The organism is Metabacillus sp. SLBN-84, assembly GCF_053629595.1.
Map to the genome: position 1 here is coordinate 3,809,701 of NZ_JBRJIP010000001.1, position 26,319 is coordinate 3,836,019.

Genomic DNA, 26,319 nt, shown 5'->3' on the forward strand with positions numbered 1-26,319 from the left:
TTTCCCCGATTTACAGCCAACTCCTTATATATAAGCCAATTACCTCTTCTTCCAGCAACGATCTTGAGCAATTGGCAGGTGATTTGCTGTACTGGACTTGTTCAGCAACAATATCATGCACCTGTGAGGTCCCATTTAACAGAGCAGTGCGTTACTCCCTTATGACCCTTCGCTTTACTCCGGCCGGGCCGAATGATATCTTCCTTATAACCACTCACTACACCCCAACTGCGCTCAAAGGGTCCGTTCTCACTGCTGCCCAAACCGCCTCCAAAACCCTTAAAAAAACTCTAAAATAATAAATTTTTAAATAATTTTAAAAATTCCCTCTTGTCCAATACTTTTTTCCTTGTTATTATAGTGAACATTCAACAAGGACGAGACAGGAGGCATTTTAGTGAAAAAGAAATATTTAATAGGCATTCTCATTTTTATCCCATTTTTGCAGATTCTTTTGCTTCCTTTTGCCAATAAAATTGAACCGGTCATCTTCGGGCTGCCGTTTCTCCAATTTTGGCTCTTTTTGTGGATTGCGGTTACGCCGCTTTGCACGTGGGCAATTTTCAGAATCCAGAAAAAACAGGGAGGTCTTGAATAATGCAGCAGGGAAATACAACAGCACTGGGCATCACCATCTGTATCATCTTAACCGTTGTCTTGATCGGCTTTCTTGCTGGCCGTGACAAGTCTTCGAGAAGTTCTGTGGAAGAATGGTCAGTGGGAGGCAGAAAATTCGGCGGGCTTCTTGTATGGTTTCTTGTCGGGGCTGACCTGTATACGGCCTATACATTTCTTGGGCTGACGAGTACAGCTTTTCAAGCCGGAAGCGTAGCTTTTTTCGCTATTCCTTATTCCGTATTAGCTTATTTTATCGCCTATTTTTTCCTTCCGAAGCTGTGGAGGACTGCAAAGGAATTTCAGTTCACGACGCTTGCAGACTATGCCCGTGATCGTTTTGACAGCAAGCTTCTTTCTTCGCTGATTGCGATTGTCGGCGTATTGATGCTGATTCCATATATCGACCTGCAGCTGAGCGGCATCATGGATACCCTGCGTGTGGCAGGTACAGGCTACATCAATGTTACGGTTGTCGTGATTACATCCTTTTTCCTTGTTGCCCTCTACACGTTTTTCAGCGGAATTAAAGGACCTACTTATACGGCAATCATTAAAGATGTTCTTGTATGGGCCATCATGCTGTTTATGGTCGCCTCCCTGCCGATTATCCATTTCGGCGGATGGACTCCGATGATTGATAAGGTCATCACGGATGCACCGCAGCTGCTAACGATTCCGCAGTCAGGTCCTAAAGGGTTGATGTGGTTTACTACTGCAGCCATCGTATCGTCACTGGCCCTTTTCATGTGGGCGCATGCAGCTACCGGCGTTTTTACAGCAAAAAGCGAAGATGCCATCAGAAAAAATTCTATGTTCCTGCCCCTATATAACGTTGTTCTAATTCTCGTAATTTTCCTTGGCTTTATCGCATATTTAGTGCTGCCTGGCGAAACAGATCCGCGGTTTGCTCTTTTGACTCTGATTCAGACATCATACGGCGGTGTTGCTCAGGGACTTGCTTATTCAACAATAGCCCTTGCATCCTTGATTCCATGTTCGATTATGGCCATTGGTGCATCGAACCTATTTGCAAACAATATTTACAGAGATTTGATTAACCCCGGTGTAAAGCCTGCAAAGCTGACAATGATTACGCGCAGCATGGTTTTTTTGGTTATCGGCCTGGCCCTCGTGTTCGGACTTTTGTTCCCGACAGCGCTCGTTTCGCTTCAGCTGCTTGGAGTATCCGGAATGGTGCAGATCTTCCCTGCTGTCGTTCTAAGCCTCTTCTGGCAAAAACAGACACGGGAAGCAACGATTATCGGGTTGCTTGTCGGACTTGGCGTGACATTCACCGTCTATGGTACGGGTCTTTCATTTGGCATTTATGAAGGATTCTGGGGGCTTTCTGCCAACTTCCTGACGGTGTTTATCTTAAATCCGTTATTCAAAGCCAAATCAACAAACGTTTCTGCCTTTCTTTTCCGAAAAAAAGACGGGGATTCAGCTCTCAGAAAGGGCGCTTAAACAGCAGGCACAACTTGTGCCTGTTTTTTTCTGGTTTCCTTCTTTTTAAAAAAGGGGATAATATCTCCATTACATATAACAAAGGGAGGCAAAACCATTGAATCTTTCAGGAAAAGTTGCCATTGTGACCGGAGCAAGCTCAGGAATCGGAGAAGCGGCGGCCATCAAGCTTGCCGAACAGGGTGCAAAAGTTGCGCTGCTTGATATAAAAGAAGAAAATGCGGAAAGCGTAAAAAAGAAAATTGAAGAAATGAACGGCGAGGCCATCATTGTCGAATGCGACGTATCTGATGCCGAAAGGATGGAAACCAGCTATAAAAAGGTCATTGATGCTTGGGGCAGGCTCGATATTGTTTTTGCAAACGCAGGAATCAACGGAAGGTGGACTCCTATCGAAGATCTATCTCCTGAGGACTGGGACCAGACGATCAATACGAATTTGCGAAGCACCTTTTTAAGCGTAAAATATGCCATTCCCTATATGAAGAAAAACGGCGGCAGCATCATTATCACAAGCTCAATTAACGGCACCCGCATGTTCAGAGGGTTTGGACGCTCCGCCTACAGTACGTCTAAAGTCGGACAGGTCGGTTTTGGTAAAATGGCGGCCCTCGAGCTTGCAGGCTATAAAATCAGGGTCAACATGATCTGTCCGGGAGCAATCGAAACAAACATCGACAGCAACACCTTTGCCGAAGAAGAAAACATTGAAAAAGTAGAAGTTCCGGTTGAATTTCCTGAAGGAGAACAGCCGCTTGAACAAAAAGCTGGCTCGCCTGAACAGGTCGCAGATCTCGTGTACTTCCTTGCATCTGACCTTTCAAGCCATATTACAGGTACAGAAGTGTATATAGACGGCGCCGAGTCCCTTCTCTAATGGCGAATGAAAGCCTCCCTTCGGATGCAAAATAAGAACCAGCTGACCATAAGGAGGAACTTTCATGACAAACAAAAATGATAACCGCGAATCGAAAAACAAATACCCAAACAATAAAAAGCAGGATGCTGAGTTCTCAAAAGAAATCAATATCCTAAGTGAACAGACGAAAAAGGACTTGGGGAAATAAATTGTAAAGGCAGTCAGGTGAAATCCTGACTGCCTTTTTTATATGTGCAGTTTTATTAAGGGGTTGGCGTTATTTACTAATTGATCAGTGCCATCAAGCCCAGGATTTCATGAGTTGAGGGTTCTTATCCGTTCGATAAGTGCCATCAAGCTTTGAATTTTTTGAATTGATGGTTCTTATCCTCTCGATAAGTACCATCAAGACCTGAGTTTCTTGAATTGATGGTTCTTATCCCCTCGATAAGTACCATCAAGCTTTGAGTTTCTTGAATTGATGGTTCTTATCCTCTCGATAAGTACCATCAAGACCTGAGTTTCTTGAATTGATGGTTCTTATCCCCTCAATAAGTACCATCAAGCTTTGAGTTTTTTAAATTGATGGTTCTTTTCTGACCGATAAGTACCATCAAGACCTGAGTTTCTTGAATTGATGGTTCTTATCCCCTCAATAAGTACCATCAAGCTTTGAGTTTTTTAAATTGATGGTTCTTTTCTGACCGATAAGTGCCATCAACCTTTGAGTTTCATGAATTGAGGGTTCTCTTCTAAAAAATATGTGCCATCAACCTCAGGAATTCATGTGTTGAGGGGTTTTATTCAGATTGAGCCTCCAGGCAATAACTCCACCTATCAAACCAAACCAGAAAAAAATGCCCCGGACATTTCACCCGGGGCACCTTCATTTTTTACTGCTTCGCTTTTTCGATTTCTTCTACCATAAGAGAGAGCTCTTCCCAGCGTTCCATTGTGGCTTCGAGCTCAGCTTCGACGGCCTGCTGCTGTTCCATCAGCTGCTGGATCTTGCCGTAGTCGCTGCCGCTGGATGCAATCTGGGCTTCAAGTGCTTCATTCTTTTCCTCAAGCTCTGCAATTTTGTCCTCAATGACATCCCACTCCTGCTGTTCTTTGTAGGAGAGTTTTTTGCGCTGCTTCGGGGCCTGAGGGGTTTCCTGAGGTTTGGAAGCTTCTTTCTTTTCAGGTTCTTTTACCTGTTTCCGGGAATCCATGAAATCTGTATAGCTTCCCTGGAATCTGCTGACCGTTCCGTTCCCTTCAAATACAAGAAGACGGTCTACCACGCGGTCGAGGAAGTAGCGGTCATGGGATACGGTAACGACAACACCGGGGAACTGGTCGAGATAGTCTTCCAGGACGCTCAGGGTTTGGGTGTCCAGGTCATTTGTCGGCTCATCCAGAAACAGCACGTTCGGCTCCTGCATAAGAACTTTCAGCAAGTAGAGTCTGCGGCGCTCTCCGCCTGAGAGCTTACGGATGTATGTCCATTGCATGGAGCGCGGGAACATAAACCGCTCAAGCATTTGCTCGGCTGTGATTGTCTGGTGATCCACCGTCTGAACAACTTCTGCGACTTCCTTAATATATTCGACTACCCGCAAATCCTCATCCATAGCTTCGTGATCCTGGGTATAGTAGCCGATTTTCACCGTTTCACCAATTTCAACTGTTCCGCTGTCAGGCTGAATGCGTCCCGCAATGATGTTCAGCAGTGTTGATTTTCCGCTTCCATTTGGCCCGATAATGCCAAGCCTTTCTCCGGGAACAACAAGGTAGCTGACATCCTTCATAAGAGTCCTGTCCTGGAATGATTTAGACACACCTTCAAGCTCGATGACTTTTTTGCCAAGACGAGTTGAACCGATGGCAAAATCAACACTTTGCTTAGCGGCAGGCCCTTCCTGGTTTTGAAGTTCCTCTGCACGACCGATGCGGGCTTTTTGCTTTGTTGTTCTGGCTTTAGCTCCTCTTCTCAGCCAGGCGAGCTCCCTGCGAAGCAAGTTCTGGCGCTTGGATTCAGACTGTTCGGCGTTAAACTCCCGCTCTGCCTTTTTCTCAAGAAACACCTCGTAATTTCCTTCATATACATAAAGCTTTCCATACTCCAGTTCAAAAATCTGGTTCGTCACGCGATTTAAAAAATATCGGTCATGCGTAACAAGCAAAATCGATCCTTTATACTGGGCCAAAAAAGCTTCCAGCCATTCAATCGTCTCGTTGTCCAAATGGTTGGTAGGCTCATCAAGAATGAGCAGGTCTGCTGGCTGGATGAGAGCCTTTGCAATCGCCACACGCTTCTTCTGACCTCCTGACAGCTGACGCACCGGCTTTGCGAAATCAGAAATGCCAAGCCGCGTAAGAACTGTTTTGGCAACTGTATTTGCTTCCCACGCATCATGTTCATCCATTTTTTGCTGAAGGGCAAGCAGCCTGGACTGCTTTTTCTCATCCTCAGGGTTTTGTTCAAGCTCTGACAGGGCAAGCTCATATTCGCGCATCACTCTCATGATTTGAGAGTCGCCGTAATAGATTTGCTCCAGGACAGACAGTTCTTCCTCAAGTTCAGGCTGCTGCGGAAGATACTCAATATGAAACGAGTTGGAGTGAATCAGTTTCCCTTCCTCGGCCGTCTCAGCGCCAGCAAGAAATTTCAGCAGTGTCGATTTCCCCGTACCATTCGTTCCGATCAGGCCAATCCGCTGTTTTTCAGCAATTGAAAAAGAAATGTGATCAAACAATGTTTTTTCACCGTATGTTTTATATAAATTCTCTACAGAAAGAATGCTCATGCCAAACTCCGCCCTTATTCAAGATTTCATTCCTTTCATTGTACAGCAGGCCGGGGGAGAAAAAAAGCAGATTTGCTTCACGCAAAAAGAAGAGCGCCCGCGGCACCCTCCTTTCCTTCACTTAATAACAACCGGCAGCCAAAAATAGACGCCTAAAACAATGATGACAATACATACAATATTCATCCAGAAGCCTGCCCGGACCATATCCGATATCTTCAGCACATCAGCACCGAACACGGCGGCATTCGGAGGAGTAGAGATCGGGAGCATGAACGCACAGGATGAAGCAAGCGCGGCAACAGCCATCAGACCGTATGGCTCAACCCCGATCGCAAGTCCAAGTCCTACAGTGATTGGAATAATCATATTGGACACAGCCGTATTGGACATGATTTCCGTCATGAACAAAATGGCGGCTGTCAAAATAATAATGATCAGCAAATAAGGAAACGCTTCCAAAAGATTCAGCTTGCTGCCGATCCATTCTGTCAGTTTCGATGCAGAAAATCCTTCTGCAAGGGAAAGCCCTCCGCCAAAAAGCAGCAGGAGTCCCCACGGCAGCTGCTTCATATCATTCCATTCAAGCAGTCTTTCGCCTTTTTTGCTTGGAATCAAGAAAAGCAAAAGCGCGCCGAATATCGCTATAGCGGTATCCGATACAGTAAACGGCAGAATGAATTTAAACATCCAAAGAAAAGCCGTTGCTAAAAAGATCACTCCAACCCATCTTTCTTCTGTACTCATTGAGCCCAGTGCTTTTAAATCTTTTTTAATAAAATCCGTTTCCTTGCCGGTTTCAAAATCCACTTTGAATTGAAGCTTTGTCAAATAGAAATAAAGGATGACCAGCAGGATTACTGTAATCGGAAACCCGAATAAGAACCATTCAAAAAACATAATTTCACGATCGAGCATTTCGCGCGACATCGCTGCGAATACTGCATTGGGTACCGAACCTACAAGGGTTGCCAGGCCTCCTATCGACGCAGCGTACGCTACTGAAAGGAGTATCGATTTACTGAATTTGTGAAGGGACTCTCCTTTTAAAATTTCCTTCGCCTTCACTTCTTTAATAAGAGCAAGAGCAACAGGAAGCATCATCAGGGCTGTCGCTGCATTTGAAATCCACATGGATAGAAACGCTGTAGCGAGGATCATTCCAAGAACAATCCGGTGGCTTTGAGTACCAATGAGCTTTAGGATATACAGGGCAATTCTCTTGTGAAGATTCCATTTTTCAATGGCAATGGCAATGATAAATCCGCCCATGTACATAAATACAGTTGGATTCCCATATGCCTTTGCGGCGGAATCAATATCAAGGCCCCCTGTAATAGGCAGCAGAATGAGCGGCATTAGGGAAGCTGCCGGTATCGGAATCGCCTCTGTAATCCACCAGATTGCAATCCATGAAGTGACTGCGAGCACTGCACGCGGAGCATCTGAAAGCTCTGTGTCGGGTATTAGGAAAAACAAGAGTAAAAAACTGGCCGGCCCAAGAAATAATCCTGTCAGTTTGGGCGCTGTATAAACTTTCATCTTCTCCACCTCCATTTTCAGGATTTCTACAGGAATCAGCAAAACCCTTTAATTATTTCCACGGAAATGTCGAACTCCAGTGTTTTTTGCCATAAAAAAAGAAGGCTGCTTCAGCCCTCTTTCTGCTTGTTTTGCTCTACATTCAGTTCAATCAGATTGCCGTCCGGGTCATTCAGGAAAATCTGGTCAAAGCCGCTGACGCCATTGACATCTTCACGGAGCTCGATATGATGCTTGGCCAGCCACTCAACAGCAGCCTGGTAATCTGCAATTCTAAGAGCCAGGTGACCTTCTGTCGAGACAAGGTTATGCTGTTTCCGAAGTGTCTGAGAGTTTTCATCCACCAGCAAGTGAAGCTGCTGATTTCCGATTTTATACCAGACTCCCTCTGAATCAAACGGAGGCCTGTCGATTTCCGTCAGACAAAGGACGTTCTCATAAAAATGCTTCGCTGCCTGAAGATTTGTTACAGACAGGCTCACATGCTGTATCGCCTCATTCCAAATCATTTTCCACACTCCGTTAAAGGGTATTTCCCGCCGCAGGAATCGGATGCTCATTCAGGAGCCTTGCAAGATGCACAAGATTCATGCTCATCGTTCTCGTGTTTTTGATTGTAAAGGCATTTTCCTTTCCTGCTTCCATATAGGAAGGTCCCGGTCCTGCCTCGCCGACCCAGTATACATCTGCATTCGGCGGGATCAAAAAGCCGATGTGCTGCAGTCCGTAGAGAATGGAGCGCGAGGCTTCCTTTGCGCCGTCCTCATTTCCTGTAACAGCCACACCGCCCACTTTATTATAATAAATAGACTGGCCTTTTTCATTCATTTCACTGCTTGATGCATAAAGCCGTTCCATGACTAGTGCGGCTATACTGCTTTTTTCGCCAAGCCAGAGAGGCGTCCCTATGACAACAATATCCGCCTCTGCGATTTTCTTAAGAATCAGCGGCCATTCATCTCCCCGGCCCAGATCCTCCGCCATTCCAAAAGCAAGATTGTAATCGGAAATCCTCAGTTCTTCTGTTCGCACCCCTTCGTTTTCCAGATGCTTTTGAGACTGTCTCATGAGCGATTCAGTGTTTGAAGGCTCGTTGCCTTTCTTTAAGGAACAATTCAAATAAAGAGCTTTAAGCATATCTCCGTCTCCTTTATTCGTGGTTATAGGTGTTTATTTCCTTTTTTTCAAGGGGGTCAAACATATCCGCTCTGCTATGGGGACTTATTAAACAAAAAAACCTTCCCGTAAACCGGGAAGGTTTTCATCATTAATTCCAAATAGCGTCCACCCATTCCGGATGATCAATAAATGGATTGCGGTTATATTGATAGTCTTTATAGATGATGTCGTTTCGTCTCATTTCACGGGCATCAACCGGATCCTGCTTGTGCCATTGAATCAGGACAGACATTTTCCCGTGGTACGGCGCTGTACCGTTGTTCACGCTGTTGTTCAGCTCAAGGTCCACTTCGCCGCTGTCTCCCTCGTAGCGGACGGCCATGTAAAACAGCATCCTTGCCACATCGCCTTTAACAGCATCTCTCGGCTCCCATGAATCAGAATCCGTATAGTTGCCAATTGCTTCTGAATGCTGTGTGCCGCCCATATCAAAGTCTTTGTTTCCTCTTGAGCTGTTGACACTTACATCAGTAGGCCGCAGATGATGAATATCTGTTCCTGGACCCATAGCCGTTCCGAAATCGCCATGTGATTTCGCCCAGACATGCTCTCTGTTCCAATCGTTTACATTGCCGCCGTTTGTGAATTCACCTTGTGAGCGGCCTGTATACAGAAGAATGACATTGTTCGGGTTATTCGGGTCTTCATCTGTATTTCTCAAGGCATCCCAAACGTTGTCATAAGAGAGTTCTCTATGATCATCGATAATATTATGAAGCGCTGATTTTAAAGAAGAGCCCGTTTTGCCGATTGCTGTTTGATAGTACGTATCATCATAAGGGGAAGGCTCCGTTCCCGGATCTGGATCTGGATCTGGATCTGGGTCAGGCTGTGTGCCGCCTCCTGAGATTTTCTCCATCGCAGTCGTGCTGGTTACACCGCTGTGCGAAAAATAAGCAGCCAGTTTGCCTGTAACTTTAATTTGAGTTCCTTTTAAAGAAGAATTCGTCATCAAACCAAATTGTGAGCGGAACGAGGACGGAATTTGTACATAAATCATTTTGGATGTGCTTGTTTCAGTTGGAGAATCAGCAAGTGCAAGTGCATAATTGTTCGGATAATTGCTTGTAATGACGGTATTTGTCCCGGTCGGCTGTCCGACAACATAACCTTTGACCGATTTGACCGTGCCGTTTTGATTGGCATTTGCTTCTGCTACCGAGTAGGGATTTGTCAGCGAACCGTCTGCAGCATGAACTTGTGTTGGAGTCGTCTGCAGAACAGGGATAAACAGGACTAGAAGCATGACTAGCTTCATTAGTAAAATGGCAGGCTTATTTTTAAGCAACGTTTTTTCCTCCTTAATAATTGATTACTAAATGAGAATACTATGAATTTATTAACTATTTATGATGATTTTGTAAATTTACGTCAGATTCCTGCCGTTTTTGGAAAGATGAGAGAATGAGACTATGAGAGCCTGAATCTTTCAGCACAGAAAAAAGATGCACCCGGCTGCATGTGCATCTTTCTTTCCTATATAAATGGCTTGTTCAAAAGATAAAAGCTGCTCCATTCATTCGGGAGAAGAGCCTGATATTTCTCAGTCAGAAACCTGTCATCGACAAGCACAATGGTGCCGGTATCATCCTCAGACCTGATCAGCCTTCCTCCTGCCTGAAGAACCTTGTTCATCCCCGGATAAACGTAGGCATAATCAAATCCATTTCTGCCTGACTGCTGAAAATACTCCTTCATGACATTCCGCTCAAACCCGATCTGCGGGAGCCCGACACCCACCACAATCACTCCGTTCAGCCTGTTGCCGATTAAATCCACTCCCTCTGAAAAGACGCCGCCCATAACGGCGAACCCAATCAGGGTTTCGCTGCTTTCTTCCTGAAAAGCGTACAAAAACGCCTCCCTTTCAGCTTCTGTCATGTGCGCGTGCTGCAGCATCGTTTTAATAGGTAGGTCCAGTTCCTCAAACGTCTCGTAAACTTCTTTCATGTAGGCATAGGAAGGGAAAAAAACCAGATAGTTTCCGCTCCTCTCCTCAAGCAACTGCTTCATCATGAAGGCAATCGGCATGCGGCTTCTTTCCCTGTCGTGGTACCTTGTAGAGATCGGCATGATATAGACTTCCAGGTTTTCCTTTGCAAACGGAGACGGAATCTTAACCTGATAATCTTCCGATGTGCCTCCCAGCATATCCATATAAAAAGAAAGCGGAGAGAGCGTCGCAGAGAAATGGATGCTTGAACGGTACGGTTTTTTCACCTGCTGCAGGAGAAACGACGGATCAAGGCAAACTAGCTTAATGACTGCATCTTTTTTGTCTGCTTCTGCAATCGTGACGAAGCGTTCATCATACAGGTTTGAGATCTTAAGAAAGGCCTGCACTTGAAAATAAACATCAAGCAGAAGTTCTGAGGCATTCCCTGACAATAGCTCTCTTTCCGCCTCTTCCGAAAAGGGCTGAAGCATTTCAATCAGCTCTTCAGGTCTATCCTTCATCAGCTGTTCAGGCTGCTTCTTTTGGGCGATAAAGTAATCATTTATTTTTTTTGTGTTTTCAAAGACACCTTGGTTTTTCGTTTTAAATTCCCGTTTCAGCTGCAGAAAATCAGATTTTTTAAGCGCCGCAGAAAACATCGCTCTTCCTCTGTCAACGAGATTGTGGGCCTCGTCAATTAGAAGCGCTGTCCCTTTCTTTTGCTCATCAAAAAACCTTTTAAGAGAAACGCGCGGATCAAACACATAATTATAGTCACATATGATGGCATCTGCCGTATTGGAGAGATCCAGTGAGAATTCAAATGGGCACACTGTATGCTTTTGTGCGTAGTGATGGATGACATCGGCAGTCATCCTTGTTTCATTTTTAAGAATATCGAGAACAGCCCCGTTAATTCTGTCATAGTAGCCATTTGCATACTCGCAGTACTCTTTTTGGCACCGTGTTTCTTCTTTTAAACAGACCTTGTCTTTAGCTGTTATCGTTACGCTGTTCACGTGAAGGCCATTGCTCTCCATAAAAGCCAGAGTGTCTTCTGCTGCCTTTCGGGTAATCGTTTTGGCGGTTAAATAATAAAACGTATCGAGCTTGCCTTCACCTATCGCTTTGACAGCAGGAAAGATGGTGGAGATGGTTTTTCCGATTCCGGTTGAAGCCTGTGCAAACAGATCTGTTTTATCATCGATGGCTTTATACACCGTTCCGGCAAGCTTCCTTTGACCTTCTCTGTATGTTTGAAACGGGAATTCAGACGCTTTGACGGAAGTATTTCTTTTTTCAAGATGCTCCGCTCTTGCCTCGGCGTACGGATAATAGGCGCTGATTAAACCTTCCATAAACGAGCTCAATTCTTCTGCAGAAAATGGTTTTCTGAAGCGAACCTGTTCACCTGACTTCACACTGACATATGTCAGCTGAACGCATACAGCTTCAAGTCCGCGGTCTTCGGCAAGCATGTATGCATAGCATTTAGCCTGTGCCCAGTGGACGGGATACGCGTCTTCTTCTATGTCTGAAAGATCCCGTGAGGTTGATTTAATTTCATCAATGACGGGAATTTCCTCTGACAAAAGCAGACCGTCGCATCTTCCTTCTAGCAGAAACGCAATTTCTTTATGGGTTACACTCGTTTTCAGCATGACTTCGCTCTGGTCGAGCTCTCCATATGTTTTCTGAATGGCCTGGTGGGCTTTTGTCCCTTCTGTCATCGTCGCTGATGTCCGGAACCGTGCATCAATGCTTCCGGCCCGGAAAACATACTCAGCAAGGGAGCGGACTGAAATTCGAATTTCTCTCATTTTTATCACCTGACTTTATTTTAGCACCCTAAAAGCGGAAGCGCCCGTTTAGCAAAGGATGAATGAAAAAACCGCCCATCAAGAAGATGAACGGTTTTTATCAATCAGCAGCAGCGCGACACTTTTCCTCCCTTTGCATTATAGCGGGCATCCTGGGCTTCGCAGAAAAACTCTTTTCTCGATTGAACCGGCTGATCCGGATGATGCTTTGTCATGTGCTCAACATATTTTTCATAGCTTGGAACCCCTGCGATTAAACTGATAAACTGTTTTCGCAGTGCCAGCATTTCCGTCAGTTTTTTAAACATGGGTGCTCACTCCTCCATCAGACCTTGTAATATACGGAGCCTCATGGAGGGTCGTTTTTTTATTGGTCAACACCTGTATCCAGATGCGGACAGCAGCTATGAGGACGGCAATGACGACAATCATGAAAATGGCACATAGTGCTGCATCGACATAATCGTTAATCAGCACCTGTTTCATCTGACTTGCATTTGCAGCAGGTGCCAGCACCTCGCCTTTATCCAGAGCACCTTTGAACAGTTCGGCATGTGAAAGGAATCCAATCTTGGGATTTTCATGAAAAAGCTTTTGCCAGCCCGCTGTCATTGTGACGATCAGAATCCATGTAGTCGGTATGAGCGTCACCCAGACATATGCTTTCTTGCCCATTTTGAACAGGATGGTTGTTCCAAGAAGCAGCGCAATTCCCGCAAGCATCTGGTTTGCAATTCCAAACAGCGGCCACAGTGTATTGATTCCCCCAAGCGGGTCTATGACTCCTTGATAAAGGAAGTATCCCCACCCAAGCACACAGAGGGCTGTAGCTAAAATGTTGGCAGGCAGGAAATCAGTTCTTGCAAGCGGCTTATACACGTGTCCAAGGAGATCCTGAATCATAAATCTGCCGACACGCGTGCCTGCGTCAATGGTTGTAAGGATGAACAATGCTTCAAACAGAATGGCAAAATGATACCAGAAGGCCATGAGTGCCTTTCCGCCGATGACTTCTGAAAAAATATAGGCCATGCCAATAGCAAGAGTCGGCGCACCGCCTGTTCTTGAGAGAACGGTCTCTTCTCCCACATCATCAGCTAGTCCCGTTAAATCATCAGGTGTGATTGTGAATCCCCAGCTTGAAACGACGGACGCAGCCTGAACGGCGTCTGTTCCAATTAAAGCAGGGGGACTGTTGATGGCAAAATATATACCCGGCGTCAGCACACATGCAGCAATCATGGCCATAACGGCTACAAATGACTCAGTCAGCATGGCACCGTATCCGATTGGACGGGCGTGTGACTCTCTTTCTATCATTTTCGGAGTCGTTCCTGAAGAAACAAGTGCGTGGAAACCGGACACAGCTCCGCATGCGATGGTAATAAACAGGAAGGGAAACAGATTCCCGGCAAATACAGGCCCTGTGCCATCTATGAAAGGAGTCACGGACGGCATCTGCAGATCAGGTGCCACCACAATAATTCCTACAGCAAGGCCCAGGATGGTGCCAATCTTTAAAAACGTGCTGAGGTAGTCCCTCGGTGCAAGCAGGAGCCAAACAGGCAGAACAGAGGCAATGAACCCGTATCCGATCATAAGAATGGCAATTGTTTCGCCGCTGAATGTAAACATCTTGGCAAGCTCCGGTGTTTCTGCCACATGCTGTCCGTAATAGATTGACAAAAGCAGCAGGATCACTCCGATAATAGACCCTTCCCCTACTCTTCCCGGACGGATATATCTCATATAAATCCCCATGAAAATGGCGATCGGAATGGTTGCGGCAATTGTAAACATGCCCCACGGACTTCCAACGAGCGCTTTTACAACAACGAGAGCAAGAACAGCTAAAAGAATAATCATAATGCCAAGAATTCCAATCATCGCAATGATTCCCGTTATTGGACCAATTTCTTCTTTAATCATTTCCCCTAATGATTTTCCTTTGCGGCGCATGGATCCGAACAGGATGATAAAGTCCTGGACAGCTCCTGCAAGAATAACCCCGACGATGATCCAGATTGTTCCCGGTAAATACCCCATTTGCGCGGCAAGAATCGGCCCTACAAGCGGCCCTGCTCCGGCAATCGCCGCAAAATGGTGGCCAAACAGCACCCATTTGTTTGTCGGCACATAATCTTTTCCGTCATTATGCGTTTCTGCAGGTGTTTCGCGCTTATCATCAAGCTCAAACACTTTTTTTGCGATAAATCTGCTGTAAAACCGGTAGGCGACAGCGTATGAACAAACGGCTGCCACGAGCAGCCAAATGGCATTGATGCTTTCTCCCTGATTGAGAGCAATTACCCCGAATCCTGCAGCCCCCAAAGCAGAAACAATTCCCCAAATCACGATTGACTTAAGCGCTTTCATTTTTATTCACCCTTTCATTTATGTACAAGCTCTATTATACAGATTCTTTTCAGAATTTTTAAATATCTTTTTGCCTGTTTTTACCCCGCATGCCAGCATACGGGGCTTTATTTGTTTTTCAACTTTTTCAGCGGCAGAATCATTGTTACCTCAGTGCCCAGTCCGACCTCACTCTTATAAGCCACTCTGCCTTTCATCGTTTCAATGATCCGGATTGACACCGTGGTGCCAAGTCCGGTGCCTTCATCTTTTGTGGAATAAAAAACGGTCCCGATTTTAGAAAGCTGCTCGGCGTTCATTCCTTTCCCTGTATCCGTTATAACTGTAATGGCGTTCATCTTTTTTGAATACAGCTGAGCCCTGACGCTTCCGCCTGCCGGTGTGGCTTCAATTGCATTTTTGAGCAGATTAACAAACGCCTGCTTCAGCTGGCTTCGGTCTGTTTCAATATAAAGCCCCGGGTTCAGCTGATAAGAAAGCCGGACACCGTGCTTCACTGCCAGGGGGTGCAGCAGCTGAATAACTTCCATGATCAGATCTGAAAGCTGAAATTCCTCGATCTGCTTAAGCTTAGGTTTAGCGAAATTCAGGTAGTCAGTAAGAATACTTTCTGCCCTTCCAAGTTCACTCATGATCAGGGACATGTACTGTTCATCGTTTTTATGATTTTTACCCATCAGCTGCAGGAATCCTTTAACAACTGTCAGCGGGTTTCTGACTTCATGTGCGATTGATGCAGCGAGTTCGCCTATCGTCGTTAATTTTTCCGTACGGATGATTTCATGCTTCATCATCTTGCGTTCAATCCCTGCTTCAAGCACCTTAGAGGATACACCGATCGCCATCACCTGGAGGATGCTGAAGATAAAAACGTAGAAGAAAAGCTTATTTCCGGCTGCCATGCCGCTTGCGACCAAGTATGCAAGCAGAATGGAAAGCTGGATCATGGTTGGCCAGAAACTAATAATGATGGACAATTGCACCCGCTTCTTAGGCTTATATTTTCTGAAGCGCTTTGAAAACAGGAAGGGGATGATTAAAGCCAGACATGCGCTCAAATAACCATACAAAAGAGCATCTCCCCCAAGGTATGTTCTTGCAGCAAGAATAAAGCCGAACACGATCAGGCCTGCAGCAGGTCCTCCGTACAGCAGGGCAAGCACCATGGGAACATAGCGCAAATCCCAATAAAGGCCATATTCATAGTAAGCAAAAATCATGCACAAAAAAGACGCTGCCCCGTATAGAATTCCTGAAAAATAAGGAGAATTGACCATACGCCTGTTTTCAAAAAAGACAGAATAAATAAGGACAGGAACCAGCACAATCAAAATGTGGAGCGTAAGTTTCTCTGCAAGCATCGTAATTTCCCCAATTATTTTTATGTAGTATTGTGTTATTCGACAAAAACCGCAAAACTCCTTTCCTTTTTCACAGGCGCATTTCTTTTTTTATTTTGGGCTGTACTTCTTGAATTTGCTGGATAAAACGGTTAAACAAACGTTTAATTAAGGTTTCAATCCCCTCTGTAACAGGTATTTTTAGGACATGGAGGTGATGATCTTGACTGAACGCAAAGAAAAGCTGAAACAGGACAACCCCGAACAAATTCCCGGACGGGACGGAAAGACCATTCTTGAGCAGAAAAATGATTTGAACACAGATCCCGTCCCGCTTGAGGAACTGAAACTCAATGCAGAAGATGAGAAGAATAAGCATAAAACGAAAAATCGATCTTCAAGTGAAGAGTGACTCAGGCGGAGAGCCGCTTCATTGGAATCTCACTTGTTACAAATGTGAACACAAAAAAAATTCCGGAACCATCTTGCGGAAAGAAAGATGATCCGGAATTTTTCCTGTCTATTTTCTTTTCAGGTCTGCTTCTCCGATTTCCCCGACAATCAGTTTAAGCTTGCCTGACTGGTTAAAAGAAGTAATGGGATAGTTTGCAGAGATAACGGTTTTGTTGTTTTGCCTGTTCATGCTGAAGCCGTCCGCCATGTATTCATTTCCTTCTTCATCGATCAATTTCGTGCGGTGCGCAAACAGGTTTTCATCCTCATGTTCCCCTTCTAGTGAAAAGATCAGATTTAATGAAGTTGGGTTCGCCTCGGCTTTAGACACATGAATCGCAGATGACTTGCCCTCCACTTCATATTGAACCACTGAATCAGCACTCATCTTATTGCTGTCCGCCGCAGAAAGTTCCCACTTGCCGTCAATTTTCTTCATTTCATCTGTTCCGTAGAAGACATTGACGCTTTCTATTTCTACATAAGCCCCTTTTAAGGCTGGCATCTGCCCTTTATGGGATTCAAGGATGACATCGTACTGAATATGCCCCGTTTCTTTATTCATCAGGGAATTTTGTGAATCAGAAAGGGATAGATGACTGCCGGTTCCTTTCAAAACCTTTGTATCCGGAATAAATTCTGCGATATATTCGCCATCTCCGTTTTTCACCCGGTAATCCATCGTTACTTCTTGTGCACGATCCAGAATCGAAGGATCTTCAAAAGTCAGCTGAAAGCTCATTCCTGCTTTATTTTTGTCCGAGAATTGTCCGGCAAGAACGATCGTTATGTTCTGATCGGCTGCTGCACTCGTATTTTCCTGTACAAAACCTTTATTGACAGCTTGCTCGATCCCTTTGTCCGAAAAGGCAAAGAACTCGTTCACACCAGCCATTACATGTTCATTGGAAAGCACAGCACCTGTAATAAGTAGAGCGCATGCTGCTGCAGCAGCCTGTTTCCAAATATAGCGGGCTTTTTTCTTCTTTGATTTGACCCGGATTAAATCGTAGGACTGCTCTAAAGATTGCCTCACTTTAACAGGTATCTCTTTTTCTTTATTCATCACCCGGTTCATTTCATTCTCGAAATGATCATTCATACCCAATCACTCCTTCGGTTTTATAATAAGTCGTTCTCAAGATTGATTTCGCTCTGGACAGTCTTGATTTAATCGTCCCTTCCGGCTCTTTTAAAAATTCACTGATTTCTTTCACATTCAATCCGACAATGTAATATAAAATAAGTGCCATCCTGTAGACTTCGTTTAAACTGTTCAGTGCATCTTCTAATTCCAGCTTTACGTAGCCGTTATTTTTTTCTGCGGGAAGCAGATGATCATGAAGAACCGGAACGGCTTTATTCTTTTTCAGCTGGCTGTTGCACGTATTGATCAGGATTTTGCAGATCCAGGTATTGAAGTATTCATCGTTTTTTAACGTATGTAGTTTTTCATATGCCGATAGAATCGCATCCTGCATAGCATCCGCCGCATCTTCATCGTTGGTTAATAATCTTCTGGCTGTTCTGTACAAGACATCTTCGTATTGCCTGACAAGCAGAACAAAGGCTTCGCCGTCTCCCTTTTTCGCCTTTTTTACTAAAGCTTTCAGTGACCCCATTCAGCCACCCCCCTGACGGTTATTTTGTTTTTCAATAGATTAGATAGGAAAGCACCTCAAATGGTTGCATAAAATGAATGGACCGGTTAAATATAGATACTCTTGCCTTCACAATATTACAGATCCATGAAACAGCTCTATGATAGAATACCAAAAAAAGGCGGCAGCCCCTCCATAATTGAAGGGCTGCCGCCTTTTCATTGTTCTGTATTATTTCATTCCCGTATTCGCTTTTACAAGAATTTCATCAAATTTCTTTGCATCTTCTTTTTTGCTCGACACAATGGTTCCAATGTATGCTCCTAAAAATCCAAGCGGTATGGACACAATGCCAGGGTTTGAGAGGCTGAACAGCGGCTCTCCCGTTAAGATCGCAGCTCCTTCAGGCGACCATACGTTGGGACTGATGGCAACAAGAAACAAAGAGCTTAAAAGGCCTGTCAGCATTCCTGTTACTGCACCTGCTGTGTTAAACTTCCTCCAGAAAATAGTCAGCACTAAAATTGGAAGGTTCGCACTTGCAGCAACCGCAAAGGCAAGCGCAACGAGGAAAGCGACATTCATGTTTTGAGCAAAGAGAGCCAGAAGAATGGACAGTACAGCTACACCGATGGAAGCCCATCTTGCTGCCACGACCTGCTCTTTCTCTGCTGCCTCTCCGCGGCGGAGAATATGACTGTAAAAATCATGGGCAAAAGCGGAAGCAGCTGAGAGCACAAGCCCCGCCACTACTGCAAGGATTGTCGCAAAGGCAACAGCTGATACGAATGCAAACAGGAAGTCTCCGCCGATCGCTTCAGCGAGAAGCGGTGCCGCCATGTTACCTGCCGCATTTGCAGCGACAATATTGTCATAGCCGACAAACGCCGCAGCGCCAAAACCAAGAAAGACCGTCATCACATAAAAAGCGCCGATAATCCATGTCGCATACACAACTGATTTCCTGGCCGTAATCGCATCCTTTACCGTAAAAAAGCGAATCAGAATATGCGGAAGGCCAGCAGTACCCAGGACAAGCGCCAGATTCAGGGAAATCGTATCAAGAGGATTTGTAAATTTGTTCCCCGGATTCAGGAAGCTCTCTCCAAGCGGAGTAGCTGTCTGCATCTCAGAAAACATTTTCGCAATGCTGAAATCAAATTTTGCAAATACTATAACTGAAATAATAAACGTCCCAATCATCAGCAGAACGGCTTTAACAATCTGAACCCAGCTCGTTGCTGTCATCCCGCCGAATACTACGTAAATCGTCATCAGCGTTCCTACAATCAGTACAGAGTACACATAATCGATGCCAAGCAGGAGATGAATGAGGCCGCCTGCACCTACCAGCTGCGCAATCATATAAAAAATTGATATGGAAATGGTGTTAAGGGCTGCAACACCGCGGACCTTGCTGTTGTTAAACCTTGCTGCGATCATATCCGCCATCGTATACTTGCCCAAATTGCGGAGCGGCTCAGCAATTATGTACAACACGACAAGATATGCCACAAGAAAACCAATACTGTAAAAGAAGCCGTCAAAACCAGAAAGCGCTATCATTCCTGCGATTCCTAAAAAAGACGCTGCAGACATGTAGTCTCCTGCTATAGCAAGTCCATTCTGAAAACCGGTGAGACTGCTGTCTGCTGTATAAAAATCACTGGTTGTCTTCGTGCGTTTTGAGGCAAAATAAGTAATGAATAAGGTCATAATGACGATCCCTAAAAAGAGGGAGAATGCCAGCATATTCATGGTTCAGTTTCCTCCTTACCTAGTTGACTCTGATTTGATTGTTTCTACGATCTCGTCAAATTTTCTAGCTTTGCGGGAGTACATCATACAAAGAGCCCACGTCATGATAAACTGTGCAAATGCGAATACCCATGCCCAGCTGACGGGTCCTGCTGCCGGCTGATTTAAAACATCGGAATACGCAGTAAGGACCGGCAGTGTAAAATAAAACGCCAAAAAGAATAAGGTCATCGGCAGAATAAAACTCCGTTTGGCTTGAAGCAGCTTCTGAAAAGATTCGGACTGAACAATTTTTGTGTAATCGACTGCAGACGGGGCCGCTTTAACTTGTTTTTTTCCATCGTTCACGCTACATTCCTCCTCAGGTTACAATCTGACCATTAACCTTCCTTTCTTTCCATAATTTCACACTCTCATTATATAGTTACCTGAAAAGTATGTAAATTCTGAAATCTAAACTTTTAAAATTAGCATCTTTCGAATCATACAAAGATAGATAATCTCGGCCAGGTAGACTAAAATAAAAAGGATTACTGAATTACGTTTTTTTACAGGAGGATATTATGGAGAAGAACCAATCCCTTCCGACCAAGAAATTGCTCGGCATCGCCGGACTCGGGTGGCTGTTTGATGCAATGGATGTCGGCATGCTGTCGTTTATTATTGCGGCTCTTCAGTCTGACTGGGGACTCAGTGTAAAGGAAATGGCCTGGATCGGGAGCATGAATTCGATCGGAATGGCCGCAGGTGCCCTCGTTTTCGGATTGCTTTCAGATAAAATCGGGCGGAAACAGGTTTTTATTATTACTTTGCTTCTTTTCTCAATCGGCAGCGGTTTGTCTGCCTTCACAACGACTCTTACTGCCTTTTTGATCCTGCGGTTTTTTGTCGGCATGGGGCTTGGCGGAGAACTTCCTGTGGCATCTACGCTTGTGTCGGAAAGTGTTGCACCTGAAAAAAGAGGAAGAATTGTCGTCCTGCTTGAAAGCTTCTGGGCTGCAGGCTGGCTGATTGCTGCCCTTATTTCTTACTTTGTTATACCATCGTACGGCTGGCAAACGGCGCTTCTGTTAAGTGCACTGCCTGCGTTTTACGCGCTTTACCTGCGGCTGAAGCTTCCTGATTCTCCGCAATTCCTTGCCATAAAGAAAGAACAGCGGCCTTCTGTGCTTGAAAATATGAAAACGGTCTGGTCAAAACAATATGTCCGTCAGACGACCATGCTTTGGATCTTATGGTTCTGTGTCGTCTTCTCTTATTACGGCATGTTCCTTTGGCTTCCAAGCGTCATGGTGCTGAAGGGATTCAGCCTGATCAAGAGCTTTCAGTATGTGCTGATTATGACCCTTGCACAGCTTCCGGGCTATTTTACGGCTGCCTGGTTTATTGAAAAATTCGGACGTAAATTTGTGCTGACCACGTATCTTACGGGAACGGCCATAAGCGCGTATTTCTTTGGAACAGCTGAATCACTTGCGCTCCTGCTTACGTCGGGAATTTTTCTATCATTCTTCAACCTGGGAGCATGGGGTGCCCTATATGCCTACACTCCAGAGCAGTATCCGACTGCTGTAAGAGGAACCGGTGCAGGAATGGCGGCATCGTTTGGAAGGATCGGCGGCATACTCGGACCGCTTCTTGTCGGCTACTTAGTAGCTGCCGAAGCATCTATTACGTCCATCTTCACTATTTTCTGCGCCTCCATTATGATTGGCGTCCTTGCTGTTTTGGTGCTTGGAAAAGAAACGAAAGCAAAAATACTTACTTAAAAAACCTCTGTATGCCCGCAGACAGTCTTGAATGAATCAGACTCCTGCGCGGCATGCAGAGGTTTTTTTATAATTAATGGCCTCCCAGGTAAGCAAGCTTCAGCTGTTCACTTGACTGCAATTCATCGGCTGTTCCCGACAGGACCACTTTGCCTGTTTCTATAACATACACGCGGTGAGCTATGGATAATGCCATATTGGCGTTCTGCTCCACCAATAAAATTGTGGTGCCTGTTTTATTTATTTCTTCAATGATTCTGAATATGGTCTTGACCAGTAATGGAGCAAGTCCCATTGACGGCTCATCAAGCAGAAGAAGCTTTGGGCGGGCCATCAGCGCCCTCCCCATTGCAAGCATTTGCTGTTCCCCCCCTGAAAGAGTGCCTGCCTGCTGCTTTTTCCTTTCAAGAAGTCTTGGAAAAAGTTCATATACCTTTTCAAAATCCTTTTTGATTTCCTCTTTATCTTTTCTAAGATATGCCCCAAGCTCCAGGTTTTCCTCTACCGTCATATTGGAGAAAACGCGGCGTCCCTCAGGAACATGAGAAAGACCTTCCTTGACAATCAGCTGAGCAGCCTTCCCCCCAATTGATTTTCCCTGAAAAATGACCTCTCCCTGCTTTGGCTTCAGAAGGCCGGATATGGTTTTTAAAAGAGTGCTTTTTCCAGCCCCGTTAGCACCAATGAGAGTGACAATCTCCCCCTCTTTAATCTCAATCGATACACCCTTAATCGCCTGAATGTTTCCGTAAAAAACATTGATATCATTCAGTTTAAGCATCAGGAAACCTCCTCTCCAAGATACGCCTCGATGACTTTTGGATTGTTTCTTATCTCCTCAGGTTTTCCCTGTGCAATCAGCTGGCCATGGTCAAGAACATAGATCTGTTCACAAACCCCCATTACCAGCGGCATATCGTGTTCAATCAACAATACCGTTAAATCAAATTTCTCTCTTATAAAGGCAATCAAATTCATTAATTCTTCTGTTTCCTGCGGATTCATGCCTGCGGCAGGTTCATCCAGAAGGAGGAGCTTTGGACTTGCTGCAAGCGCCCGTGCAATTTCAAGCCTGCGCTGCTGCCCGTATGGAAGGTTTTTGGCTTTTTCATGCATGAACTTCTCAAGCCTGAATATCTTCAAGAATTCGACGGCTTTATCCTCCATTTCCCGTTCACCTTTAAAATGGGACGGCAACCTGAGAATGGAGCTTGCGATTGAATGCCGGGCATGGGAATGATAGGCTACCTTGACATTGTCCAAAACCGATAAATCATTGAACAGGCGGATATTCTGAAAGGTCCTGCTGATCCCTTTCTTTGTAATTTTATAGGGCACTAGACCATTGAGTTTCTGACCTTCAAGCATGAGGGTTCCTTCTGTAGGGACATAAACACCGGTCAGAAGATTAAAGAAAGTAGTTTTTCCGGCCCCGTTCGGACCGATTAACCCGGCAAGCTCTCCTTTTTTCAGTTCAATGTCCACCCCTGACAGAGCTTTAAGCCCTCCGAATTTCATGCCCAAGTTCTTCACATTAAGCAACGGTGTTTTTACTGTCATGTCCTGTACCTCCCTTGATGCCGTTGCGGTTTTTAAAGAAAGATGTTAATTCCTTTGTTCCCATCAGGCCCTGCGGACGATAAATCATCATTACAATAAGGACAAGGCTGTAGATGATCATCCTGGTCTCAGGGTATTCCTGAAGGAAAGTAGAAACGATTGTAAGCAGAATGGCAGCAAGCACAGCTCCGGACAAACTGCCCAATCCTCCAAGAACAACGAAAATCAGAATATCAAACGACTTTAAAAAGCCGAAGTTTGTAGGCTGAATGATATAAAAATTATGCGCATACAGTCCGCCGGCAATTCCGGCAAAAAATGATCCGATGACAAATGCCGCTACTTTATAGTAGGTTGTATTAATGCCCATAGCATCCGCTGCTATCTCGTTTTCACGAATGGAAATACAAGCTCTGCCGTGTGTAGAATTTGTAAAATTCACAATTGAGAGTATTGTAATAACCAAGCACCCGAATACCCATGGCCAGGTGGTCAGGTTTGTAACCTGCATACCGCTTGCTCCTCCGACATAATCAATGTTCAAGAAGGTAATCCGGACAATTTCTCCAAAACCAAGTGTAGCAATAGCCAGGTAGTCTCCCTTTAGACGCAGGCTCGGAATACCAATTAGTAATCCGGCAGCTGCTGCAGCGAGTCCGCCAGCAATCAGCGCTGCTGAAAAAGGAAGTTCAAACTTCATTGTCATAATCGCTGACGCGTATGCTCCTACGGCTAAGAAACCTGCATGTCCAATTGAAAATTGACCTGTTATGCCAATAATTAAGTGCAGACTCGCTGCCAAAATAATGTTAATCGCTATGAAGTACAAGGCGTTTGCAAGATAGATATCCAAAAATCCTCCGGAAATTAAAACCTGTCCAACTACATATATGGCAAGTGCAGCTCCCATTGCTGACCAGAAACCTTTTGATTGTTTTAATACACCCATCCTCACACCTTCTCCCTTACATTTTTGCCGAACAGCCCTGATGGACGGAAGATGAGTATAAGAATGAGAACAATAAAGGCCACGCCGTCGCGCCATAATGAATAACCCATAGCACTGACAAGTGATTCAATGACACCAAGCAGCAGTCCGCCGATCATCGCACCCGGAATGATGCCGATGCCTCCCAAAACGGCCGCAACAAAGGCCTTTAATCCAGGAATAATTCCCATAAGCGGTTCAATTTTTATATAGTAGGTTCCAAATATGACTCCGGCGGCTCCGGCTAAAGCCGAACCGATTGCAAAAGTAGCAGAAATCGTATTGTCTACGTTGATTCCCATGAGCCGTGCGGCATCTGCATCATGTGAAACAGCACGCATTGCTTTGCCGATCTTTGTTTTATGAACAATGAATTGAAGCAGGATCATAAGCCCTACAGAGATGCCCAGAATGAATAATGACTGACTGCTGATCGTCGCCCCAAAAATAGAAATGCTTTCAGCAGGAAGAACAGTTCCCGGATACGCTTCCGGCTGTGCACCTCTCACATAGATAACCCCGTACTCAATGAGGAGGGAAACTCCGATGGCCGTGATAAGCGCCGCAATTCTGGTCGCATTTCTCAAAGGTTTATAAGCAATTCTCTCAATTAACACCCCAATTAATGCACATACGGCCATAGATATAATTAACGCAGGAAAAAAACCAAGTTCCAATATAGTAATGGAATAAAACCCTACAAAGGCTCCTATCATAAAGACATCCCCATGGGCAAAATTGATCAGTTTCACAATTCCGTACACCATCGTGTAGCCAAGTGCTATTAAAGCATATATACTGCCCAGAGATATTCCATTGACTATCTGCTGAAAAATTTCCATCGTTTCTTTCTCCTCTGAAAGTCTATTATTTTGTATGGCAGTCTATTAGAAGCATAAACCAGTCAGTCATGCCTCCTTCAATAGGATAACAAATGCAGAACAGGGGGGATTGCCCCTGTTCCTTTTGAAATCACTCTGGATCTACGTTCGTTTTAAACGTCTGCTCTCCGCCTTTATATTCAAGAATAGCAGCGGATTTAACCGGATCATGCAGCTTATCGAGTGTCAGATTCCCGGACACCAAAGCTAGATCCTTCGTTTCTTCAAGTGCTTTTTGAAGCTTCTCAGGGTCAGCTCCTCCTGCACGTTTAATGGCATCAGCCAGGAAATAACCCGTGTCATAGCCAAGTGCATTAAAGGCATCAGGTGATTTATCTTTGTATTTCGCTTTGAAAGCTTTTACAAAATCCTGAATCTTCTTATCAGGATCGCCTGAAGAGTAGTGATTTGTAATAAACGTATTTTCTAAAGCATCTCCACCGGCAATTTCAATAAGTTTAGGAGAGTCCCATCCGTCTCCTCCCATGAAAGGAACATCCAGTCCAATCTCGCGTGCCTGTTTCACTATGAGTCCTACTTCTTCGTAATAACCCGGCAGGAAAATAAATTCAGGATTTGCTGATTTAATTCTTGTCAGAGTTGCGCGGAAATCAGTATCTTTCGCTACATACGCTTCCTCAGAGACAATTTCTCCTCCATTTTTCTCAAAGGATTCTTTGAAAGAATTGGCAAGTCCCTTCGCATAGTCACTTGAACTGTCTATAAGGACAGCCGCATTTTTAACTGACAGATCTCCCGTTGCAAAGTTTGCTGCTACTGTTCCCTGAAATGGATCGATGAAACAAGTACGGAATACAAAATCATTTACTTTGCCGTCTGTATTCGTTATCGTTGGATTCGTTCCAGTCGGTGTAATTAAAGGCACTTTGTTTTTTTCGGCAATTTGCACTTGGGCAAGTGTATTTGTGCTTGTTGCAGCACCAATAATTGCCGCTACTTTATCTTTGCTTACGAGTTTAATAGCCCCGCTTGTTGCTTCTGCTGCGTCTGATTTGTTATCAAATTCGATAAGCTCAATCTTCTTTCCGTCAATGCCTTCTTTGTTTATTTCTTCCAGCGCAAGTTCGAGACCTTCAGAAATTGATTGTCCGTAGGACGCTACTCCCCCTGACAATTCGAGGTTTGCGCCAATTTTAATTGTATCCCCGCCCGTTGAACCGGTACTCTTGGCCCCGCATCCTGCCAGCACTCCAGCAGAAAGCATAAGTGACATAAACACTGCAGCAAGTCGTCTTTTCTTCATTTGTATCCCCCATTTTCCGATTCTGTTTTCCATCCACTTCAGAACACCCTTCGCTCCCCAAGTCTCTAGTCAAATCACCCCCTGACAGAGTTGACATTTTATTATTCTAATAATAA

General features: G+C 44.9%; 24 protein-coding genes. 6 read left to right on the forward strand and 18 right to left on the reverse strand.

The window, feature by feature from the left end; genetic code table 11:
* The first annotated feature begins 397 nt into the window (after positions 1 to 397).
* The 4 genes from RKD52_RS19220 (at position 398) to RKD52_RS19235 (ending at position 3,152) form a co-directional block, all read left to right on the forward strand.
* A complete protein-coding gene (locus RKD52_RS19220) occupies positions 398 to 598 on the forward strand; it encodes a DUF3311 domain-containing protein (protein ID WP_203289497.1) in 201 nt (66 codons plus the stop codon).
* A complete protein-coding gene (locus tag RKD52_RS19225; protein ID WP_454100969.1) occupies positions 598 to 2,085 on the forward strand; it encodes a sodium:solute symporter family protein in 1,488 nt (495 codons plus the stop codon). The genes RKD52_RS19220 and RKD52_RS19225 overlap by 1 nt, the downstream gene beginning before the upstream one ends.
* Before the next feature lie 97 nt (positions 2,086 to 2,182).
* Positions 2,183 to 2,962: an SDR family oxidoreductase gene (locus RKD52_RS19230; protein WP_369735179.1), complete on the forward strand. Its 780-nt coding sequence runs from the start codon at positions 2,183 to 2,185 to the stop codon at positions 2,960 to 2,962.
* Positions 2,963 to 3,026: 64 nt separating this feature from the next.
* Complete coding sequence (locus RKD52_RS19235) at positions 3,027 to 3,152, forward strand: hypothetical protein (protein ID WP_454100970.1); 126 nt, start codon at positions 3,027 to 3,029, stop codon at positions 3,150 to 3,152.
* Between the two features lie 685 nt (positions 3,153 to 3,837).
* Here RKD52_RS19235 and RKD52_RS19240 read toward each other — a convergent pair.
* The 9 genes from RKD52_RS19240 to RKD52_RS19280 all read right to left on the reverse strand — a co-directional run bounded on the left by RKD52_RS19240 (position 3,838) and on the right by RKD52_RS19280 (position 15,950).
* A complete protein-coding gene (locus tag RKD52_RS19240) occupies positions 3,838 to 5,736 on the reverse strand; it encodes an ABC-F family ATP-binding cassette domain-containing protein (RefSeq protein ID WP_454100971.1) in 1,899 nt (632 codons plus the stop codon).
* A gap of 117 nt (positions 5,737 to 5,853) precedes the next feature.
* Positions 5,854 to 7,278 carry an SLC13 family permease gene (locus tag RKD52_RS19245; protein ID WP_282034352.1) on the reverse strand — a complete coding sequence of 475 codons (1,425 nt, stop codon included), beginning with the start codon at positions 7,276 to 7,278 and terminating at the stop codon, positions 5,854 to 5,856.
* A gap of 110 nt (positions 7,279 to 7,388) precedes the next feature.
* Complete coding sequence (locus RKD52_RS19250; RefSeq protein WP_454100972.1) at positions 7,389 to 7,787, reverse strand: VOC family protein; 399 nt, start codon at positions 7,785 to 7,787, stop codon at positions 7,389 to 7,391.
* 13 nt (positions 7,788 to 7,800) lie between these two features.
* Positions 7,801 to 8,415, reverse strand: coding sequence for a flavodoxin family protein (locus RKD52_RS19255; protein ID WP_454100973.1), 615 nt, complete (start codon positions 8,413 to 8,415; stop codon positions 7,801 to 7,803).
* A 130-nt stretch (positions 8,416 to 8,545) separates the two neighbouring features.
* Positions 8,546 to 9,715: an endonuclease gene (locus RKD52_RS19260; protein ID WP_454101271.1), complete on the reverse strand. Its 1,170-nt coding sequence runs from the start codon at positions 9,713 to 9,715 to the stop codon at positions 8,546 to 8,548.
* Between the two features lie 218 nt (positions 9,716 to 9,933).
* Complete coding sequence (locus RKD52_RS19265) at positions 9,934 to 12,213, reverse strand: helicase C-terminal domain-containing protein (RefSeq protein WP_454100974.1); 2,280 nt, start codon at positions 12,211 to 12,213, stop codon at positions 9,934 to 9,936.
* A gap of 104 nt (positions 12,214 to 12,317) precedes the next feature.
* A complete protein-coding gene (locus RKD52_RS19270; RefSeq protein WP_369735186.1) occupies positions 12,318 to 12,521 on the reverse strand; it encodes a YbdD/YjiX family protein in 204 nt (67 codons plus the stop codon).
* Positions 12,514 to 14,589, reverse strand: a complete 2,076-nt coding sequence (locus tag RKD52_RS19275) for a carbon starvation CstA family protein (protein ID WP_454100975.1) — start codon at positions 14,587 to 14,589, stop codon at positions 12,514 to 12,516. Before RKD52_RS19275 ends, RKD52_RS19270 begins: the two co-directional genes overlap by 8 nt.
* 107 nt (positions 14,590 to 14,696) lie before the next feature.
* A complete protein-coding gene (locus RKD52_RS19280) occupies positions 14,697 to 15,950 on the reverse strand; it encodes an ATP-binding protein (RefSeq protein ID WP_454100976.1) in 1,254 nt (417 codons plus the stop codon).
* 202 nt (positions 15,951 to 16,152) lie between these two features.
* On the opposite strand from RKD52_RS19280, the gene RKD52_RS19285 reads away from it, so the two are divergent.
* Positions 16,153 to 16,341, forward strand: coding sequence for a hypothetical protein (locus tag RKD52_RS19285; RefSeq protein WP_369735190.1), 189 nt, complete (start codon positions 16,153 to 16,155; stop codon positions 16,339 to 16,341).
* Between the two features lie 108 nt (positions 16,342 to 16,449).
* On the opposite strand, the gene RKD52_RS19290 is transcribed toward RKD52_RS19285, so the two are convergent.
* The 4 genes from RKD52_RS19290 to RKD52_RS19305 form a co-directional block, all read right to left on the reverse strand.
* Complete coding sequence (locus RKD52_RS19290; RefSeq protein ID WP_454100977.1) at positions 16,450 to 17,484, reverse strand: DUF4179 domain-containing protein; 1,035 nt, start codon at positions 17,482 to 17,484, stop codon at positions 16,450 to 16,452.
* A complete protein-coding gene (locus tag RKD52_RS19295; RefSeq protein WP_454100978.1) occupies positions 17,477 to 18,004 on the reverse strand; it encodes an RNA polymerase sigma factor in 528 nt (175 codons plus the stop codon). The genes RKD52_RS19290 and RKD52_RS19295 overlap by 8 nt, the downstream gene beginning before the upstream one ends.
* A gap of 210 nt (positions 18,005 to 18,214) precedes the next feature.
* Positions 18,215 to 19,741 (reverse strand): solute symporter family protein, encoded by a 1,527-nt coding sequence (locus tag RKD52_RS19300; RefSeq protein ID WP_454100979.1) that lies wholly within the window; start codon positions 19,739 to 19,741, stop codon positions 18,215 to 18,217.
* Positions 19,742 to 19,756: 15 nt separating this feature from the next.
* The gene (locus tag RKD52_RS19305; protein WP_029567156.1) at positions 19,757 to 20,089 is read right to left on the reverse strand and encodes a DUF485 domain-containing protein; all 333 of its coding nucleotides are present in this window, start codon (positions 20,087 to 20,089) and stop codon (positions 19,757 to 19,759) included.
* Positions 20,090 to 20,304: 215 nt separating this feature from the next.
* Between RKD52_RS19305 and RKD52_RS19310 the strand changes: the two genes are divergently transcribed.
* Positions 20,305 to 21,510 carry an MFS transporter gene (locus RKD52_RS19310; RefSeq protein ID WP_454100980.1) on the forward strand — a complete coding sequence of 402 codons (1,206 nt, stop codon included), beginning with the start codon at positions 20,305 to 20,307 and terminating at the stop codon, positions 21,508 to 21,510.
* 73 nt (positions 21,511 to 21,583) lie between these two features.
* Here the strand turns inward: RKD52_RS19310 and RKD52_RS19315 are convergent, their stop codons facing one another.
* From RKD52_RS19315 to RKD52_RS19335, 5 genes are all read right to left on the reverse strand, one after another.
* A complete protein-coding gene (locus RKD52_RS19315; RefSeq protein WP_369735199.1) occupies positions 21,584 to 22,291 on the reverse strand; it encodes an ABC transporter ATP-binding protein in 708 nt (235 codons plus the stop codon).
* The gene (locus RKD52_RS19320; RefSeq protein ID WP_454100981.1) at positions 22,291 to 23,070 is read right to left on the reverse strand and encodes an ABC transporter ATP-binding protein; all 780 of its coding nucleotides are present in this window, start codon (positions 23,068 to 23,070) and stop codon (positions 22,291 to 22,293) included. Before RKD52_RS19320 ends, RKD52_RS19315 begins: the two co-directional genes overlap by 1 nt.
* Positions 23,045 to 24,019 carry a branched-chain amino acid ABC transporter permease gene (locus tag RKD52_RS19325; protein ID WP_454100982.1) on the reverse strand — a complete coding sequence of 325 codons (975 nt, stop codon included), beginning with the start codon at positions 24,017 to 24,019 and terminating at the stop codon, positions 23,045 to 23,047. The genes RKD52_RS19320 and RKD52_RS19325 overlap by 26 nt, the downstream gene beginning before the upstream one ends.
* A gap of 2 nt (positions 24,020 to 24,021) precedes the next feature.
* Positions 24,022 to 24,900 (reverse strand): branched-chain amino acid ABC transporter permease, encoded by an 879-nt coding sequence (locus tag RKD52_RS19330; RefSeq protein ID WP_369735203.1) that lies wholly within the window; start codon positions 24,898 to 24,900, stop codon positions 24,022 to 24,024.
* A gap of 130 nt (positions 24,901 to 25,030) precedes the next feature.
* Entirely contained in the window at positions 25,031 to 26,203 is a 1,173-nt protein-coding gene (locus RKD52_RS19335; RefSeq protein ID WP_454100983.1) for an ABC transporter substrate-binding protein, read from the reverse strand.
* Positions 26,204 to 26,319 lie beyond the last annotated feature (116 nt).

Coding starts and splice junctions, on each gene's coding strand:
- RKD52_RS19225 (WP_454100969.1), top strand. CDS start 598: ATGCAGCAGGGAAATACAACAGCACTGGGCATCACCATCTGTATCATC.
- RKD52_RS19235 (WP_454100970.1), top strand. CDS start 3,027: ATGACAAACAAAAATGATAACCGCGAATCGAAAAACAAATACCCAAAC.
- RKD52_RS19240 (WP_454100971.1), bottom strand. CDS start 5,736: ATGAGCATTCTTTCTGTAGAGAATTTATATAAAACATACGGTGAAAAA.
- RKD52_RS19245 (WP_282034352.1), bottom strand. CDS start 7,278: ATGAAAGTTTATACAGCGCCCAAACTGACAGGATTATTTCTTGGGCCG.
- RKD52_RS19250 (WP_454100972.1), bottom strand. CDS start 7,787: ATGATTTGGAATGAGGCGATACAGCATGTGAGCCTGTCTGTAACAAAT.
- RKD52_RS19255 (WP_454100973.1), bottom strand. CDS start 8,415: ATGCTTAAAGCTCTTTATTTGAATTGTTCCTTAAAGAAAGGCAACGAG.
- RKD52_RS19260 (WP_454101271.1), bottom strand. CDS start 9,715: ATGAAGCTAGTCATGCTTCTAGTCCTGTTTATCCCTGTTCTGCAGACG.
- RKD52_RS19265 (WP_454100974.1), bottom strand. CDS start 12,213: ATGAGAGAAATTCGAATTTCAGTCCGCTCCCTTGCTGAGTATGTTTTC.
- RKD52_RS19270 (WP_369735186.1), bottom strand. CDS start 12,521: ATGTTTAAAAAACTGACGGAAATGCTGGCACTGCGAAAACAGTTTATC.
- RKD52_RS19275 (WP_454100975.1), bottom strand. CDS start 14,589: ATGAAAGCGCTTAAGTCAATCGTGATTTGGGGAATTGTTTCTGCTTTG.
- RKD52_RS19280 (WP_454100976.1), bottom strand. CDS start 15,950: ATGCTTGCAGAGAAACTTACGCTCCACATTTTGATTGTGCTGGTTCCT.
- RKD52_RS19290 (WP_454100977.1), bottom strand. CDS start 17,484: ATGAATGATCATTTCGAGAATGAAATGAACCGGGTGATGAATAAAGAA.
- RKD52_RS19295 (WP_454100978.1), bottom strand. CDS start 18,004: ATGGGGTCACTGAAAGCTTTAGTAAAAAAGGCGAAAAAGGGAGACGGC.
- RKD52_RS19300 (WP_454100979.1), bottom strand. CDS start 19,741: ATGAATATGCTGGCATTCTCCCTCTTTTTAGGGATCGTCATTATGACC.
- RKD52_RS19310 (WP_454100980.1), top strand. CDS start 20,305: ATGGAGAAGAACCAATCCCTTCCGACCAAGAAATTGCTCGGCATCGCC.
- RKD52_RS19315 (WP_369735199.1), bottom strand. CDS start 22,291: ATGCTTAAACTGAATGATATCAATGTTTTTTACGGAAACATTCAGGCG.
- RKD52_RS19320 (WP_454100981.1), bottom strand. CDS start 23,070: ATGACAGTAAAAACACCGTTGCTTAATGTGAAGAACTTGGGCATGAAA.
- RKD52_RS19325 (WP_454100982.1), bottom strand. CDS start 24,019: ATGGGTGTATTAAAACAATCAAAAGGTTTCTGGTCAGCAATGGGAGCT.
- RKD52_RS19330 (WP_369735203.1), bottom strand. CDS start 24,900: ATGGAAATTTTTCAGCAGATAGTCAATGGAATATCTCTGGGCAGTATA.
- RKD52_RS19335 (WP_454100983.1), bottom strand. CDS start 26,203: ATGAAGAAAAGACGACTTGCTGCAGTGTTTATGTCACTTATGCTTTCT.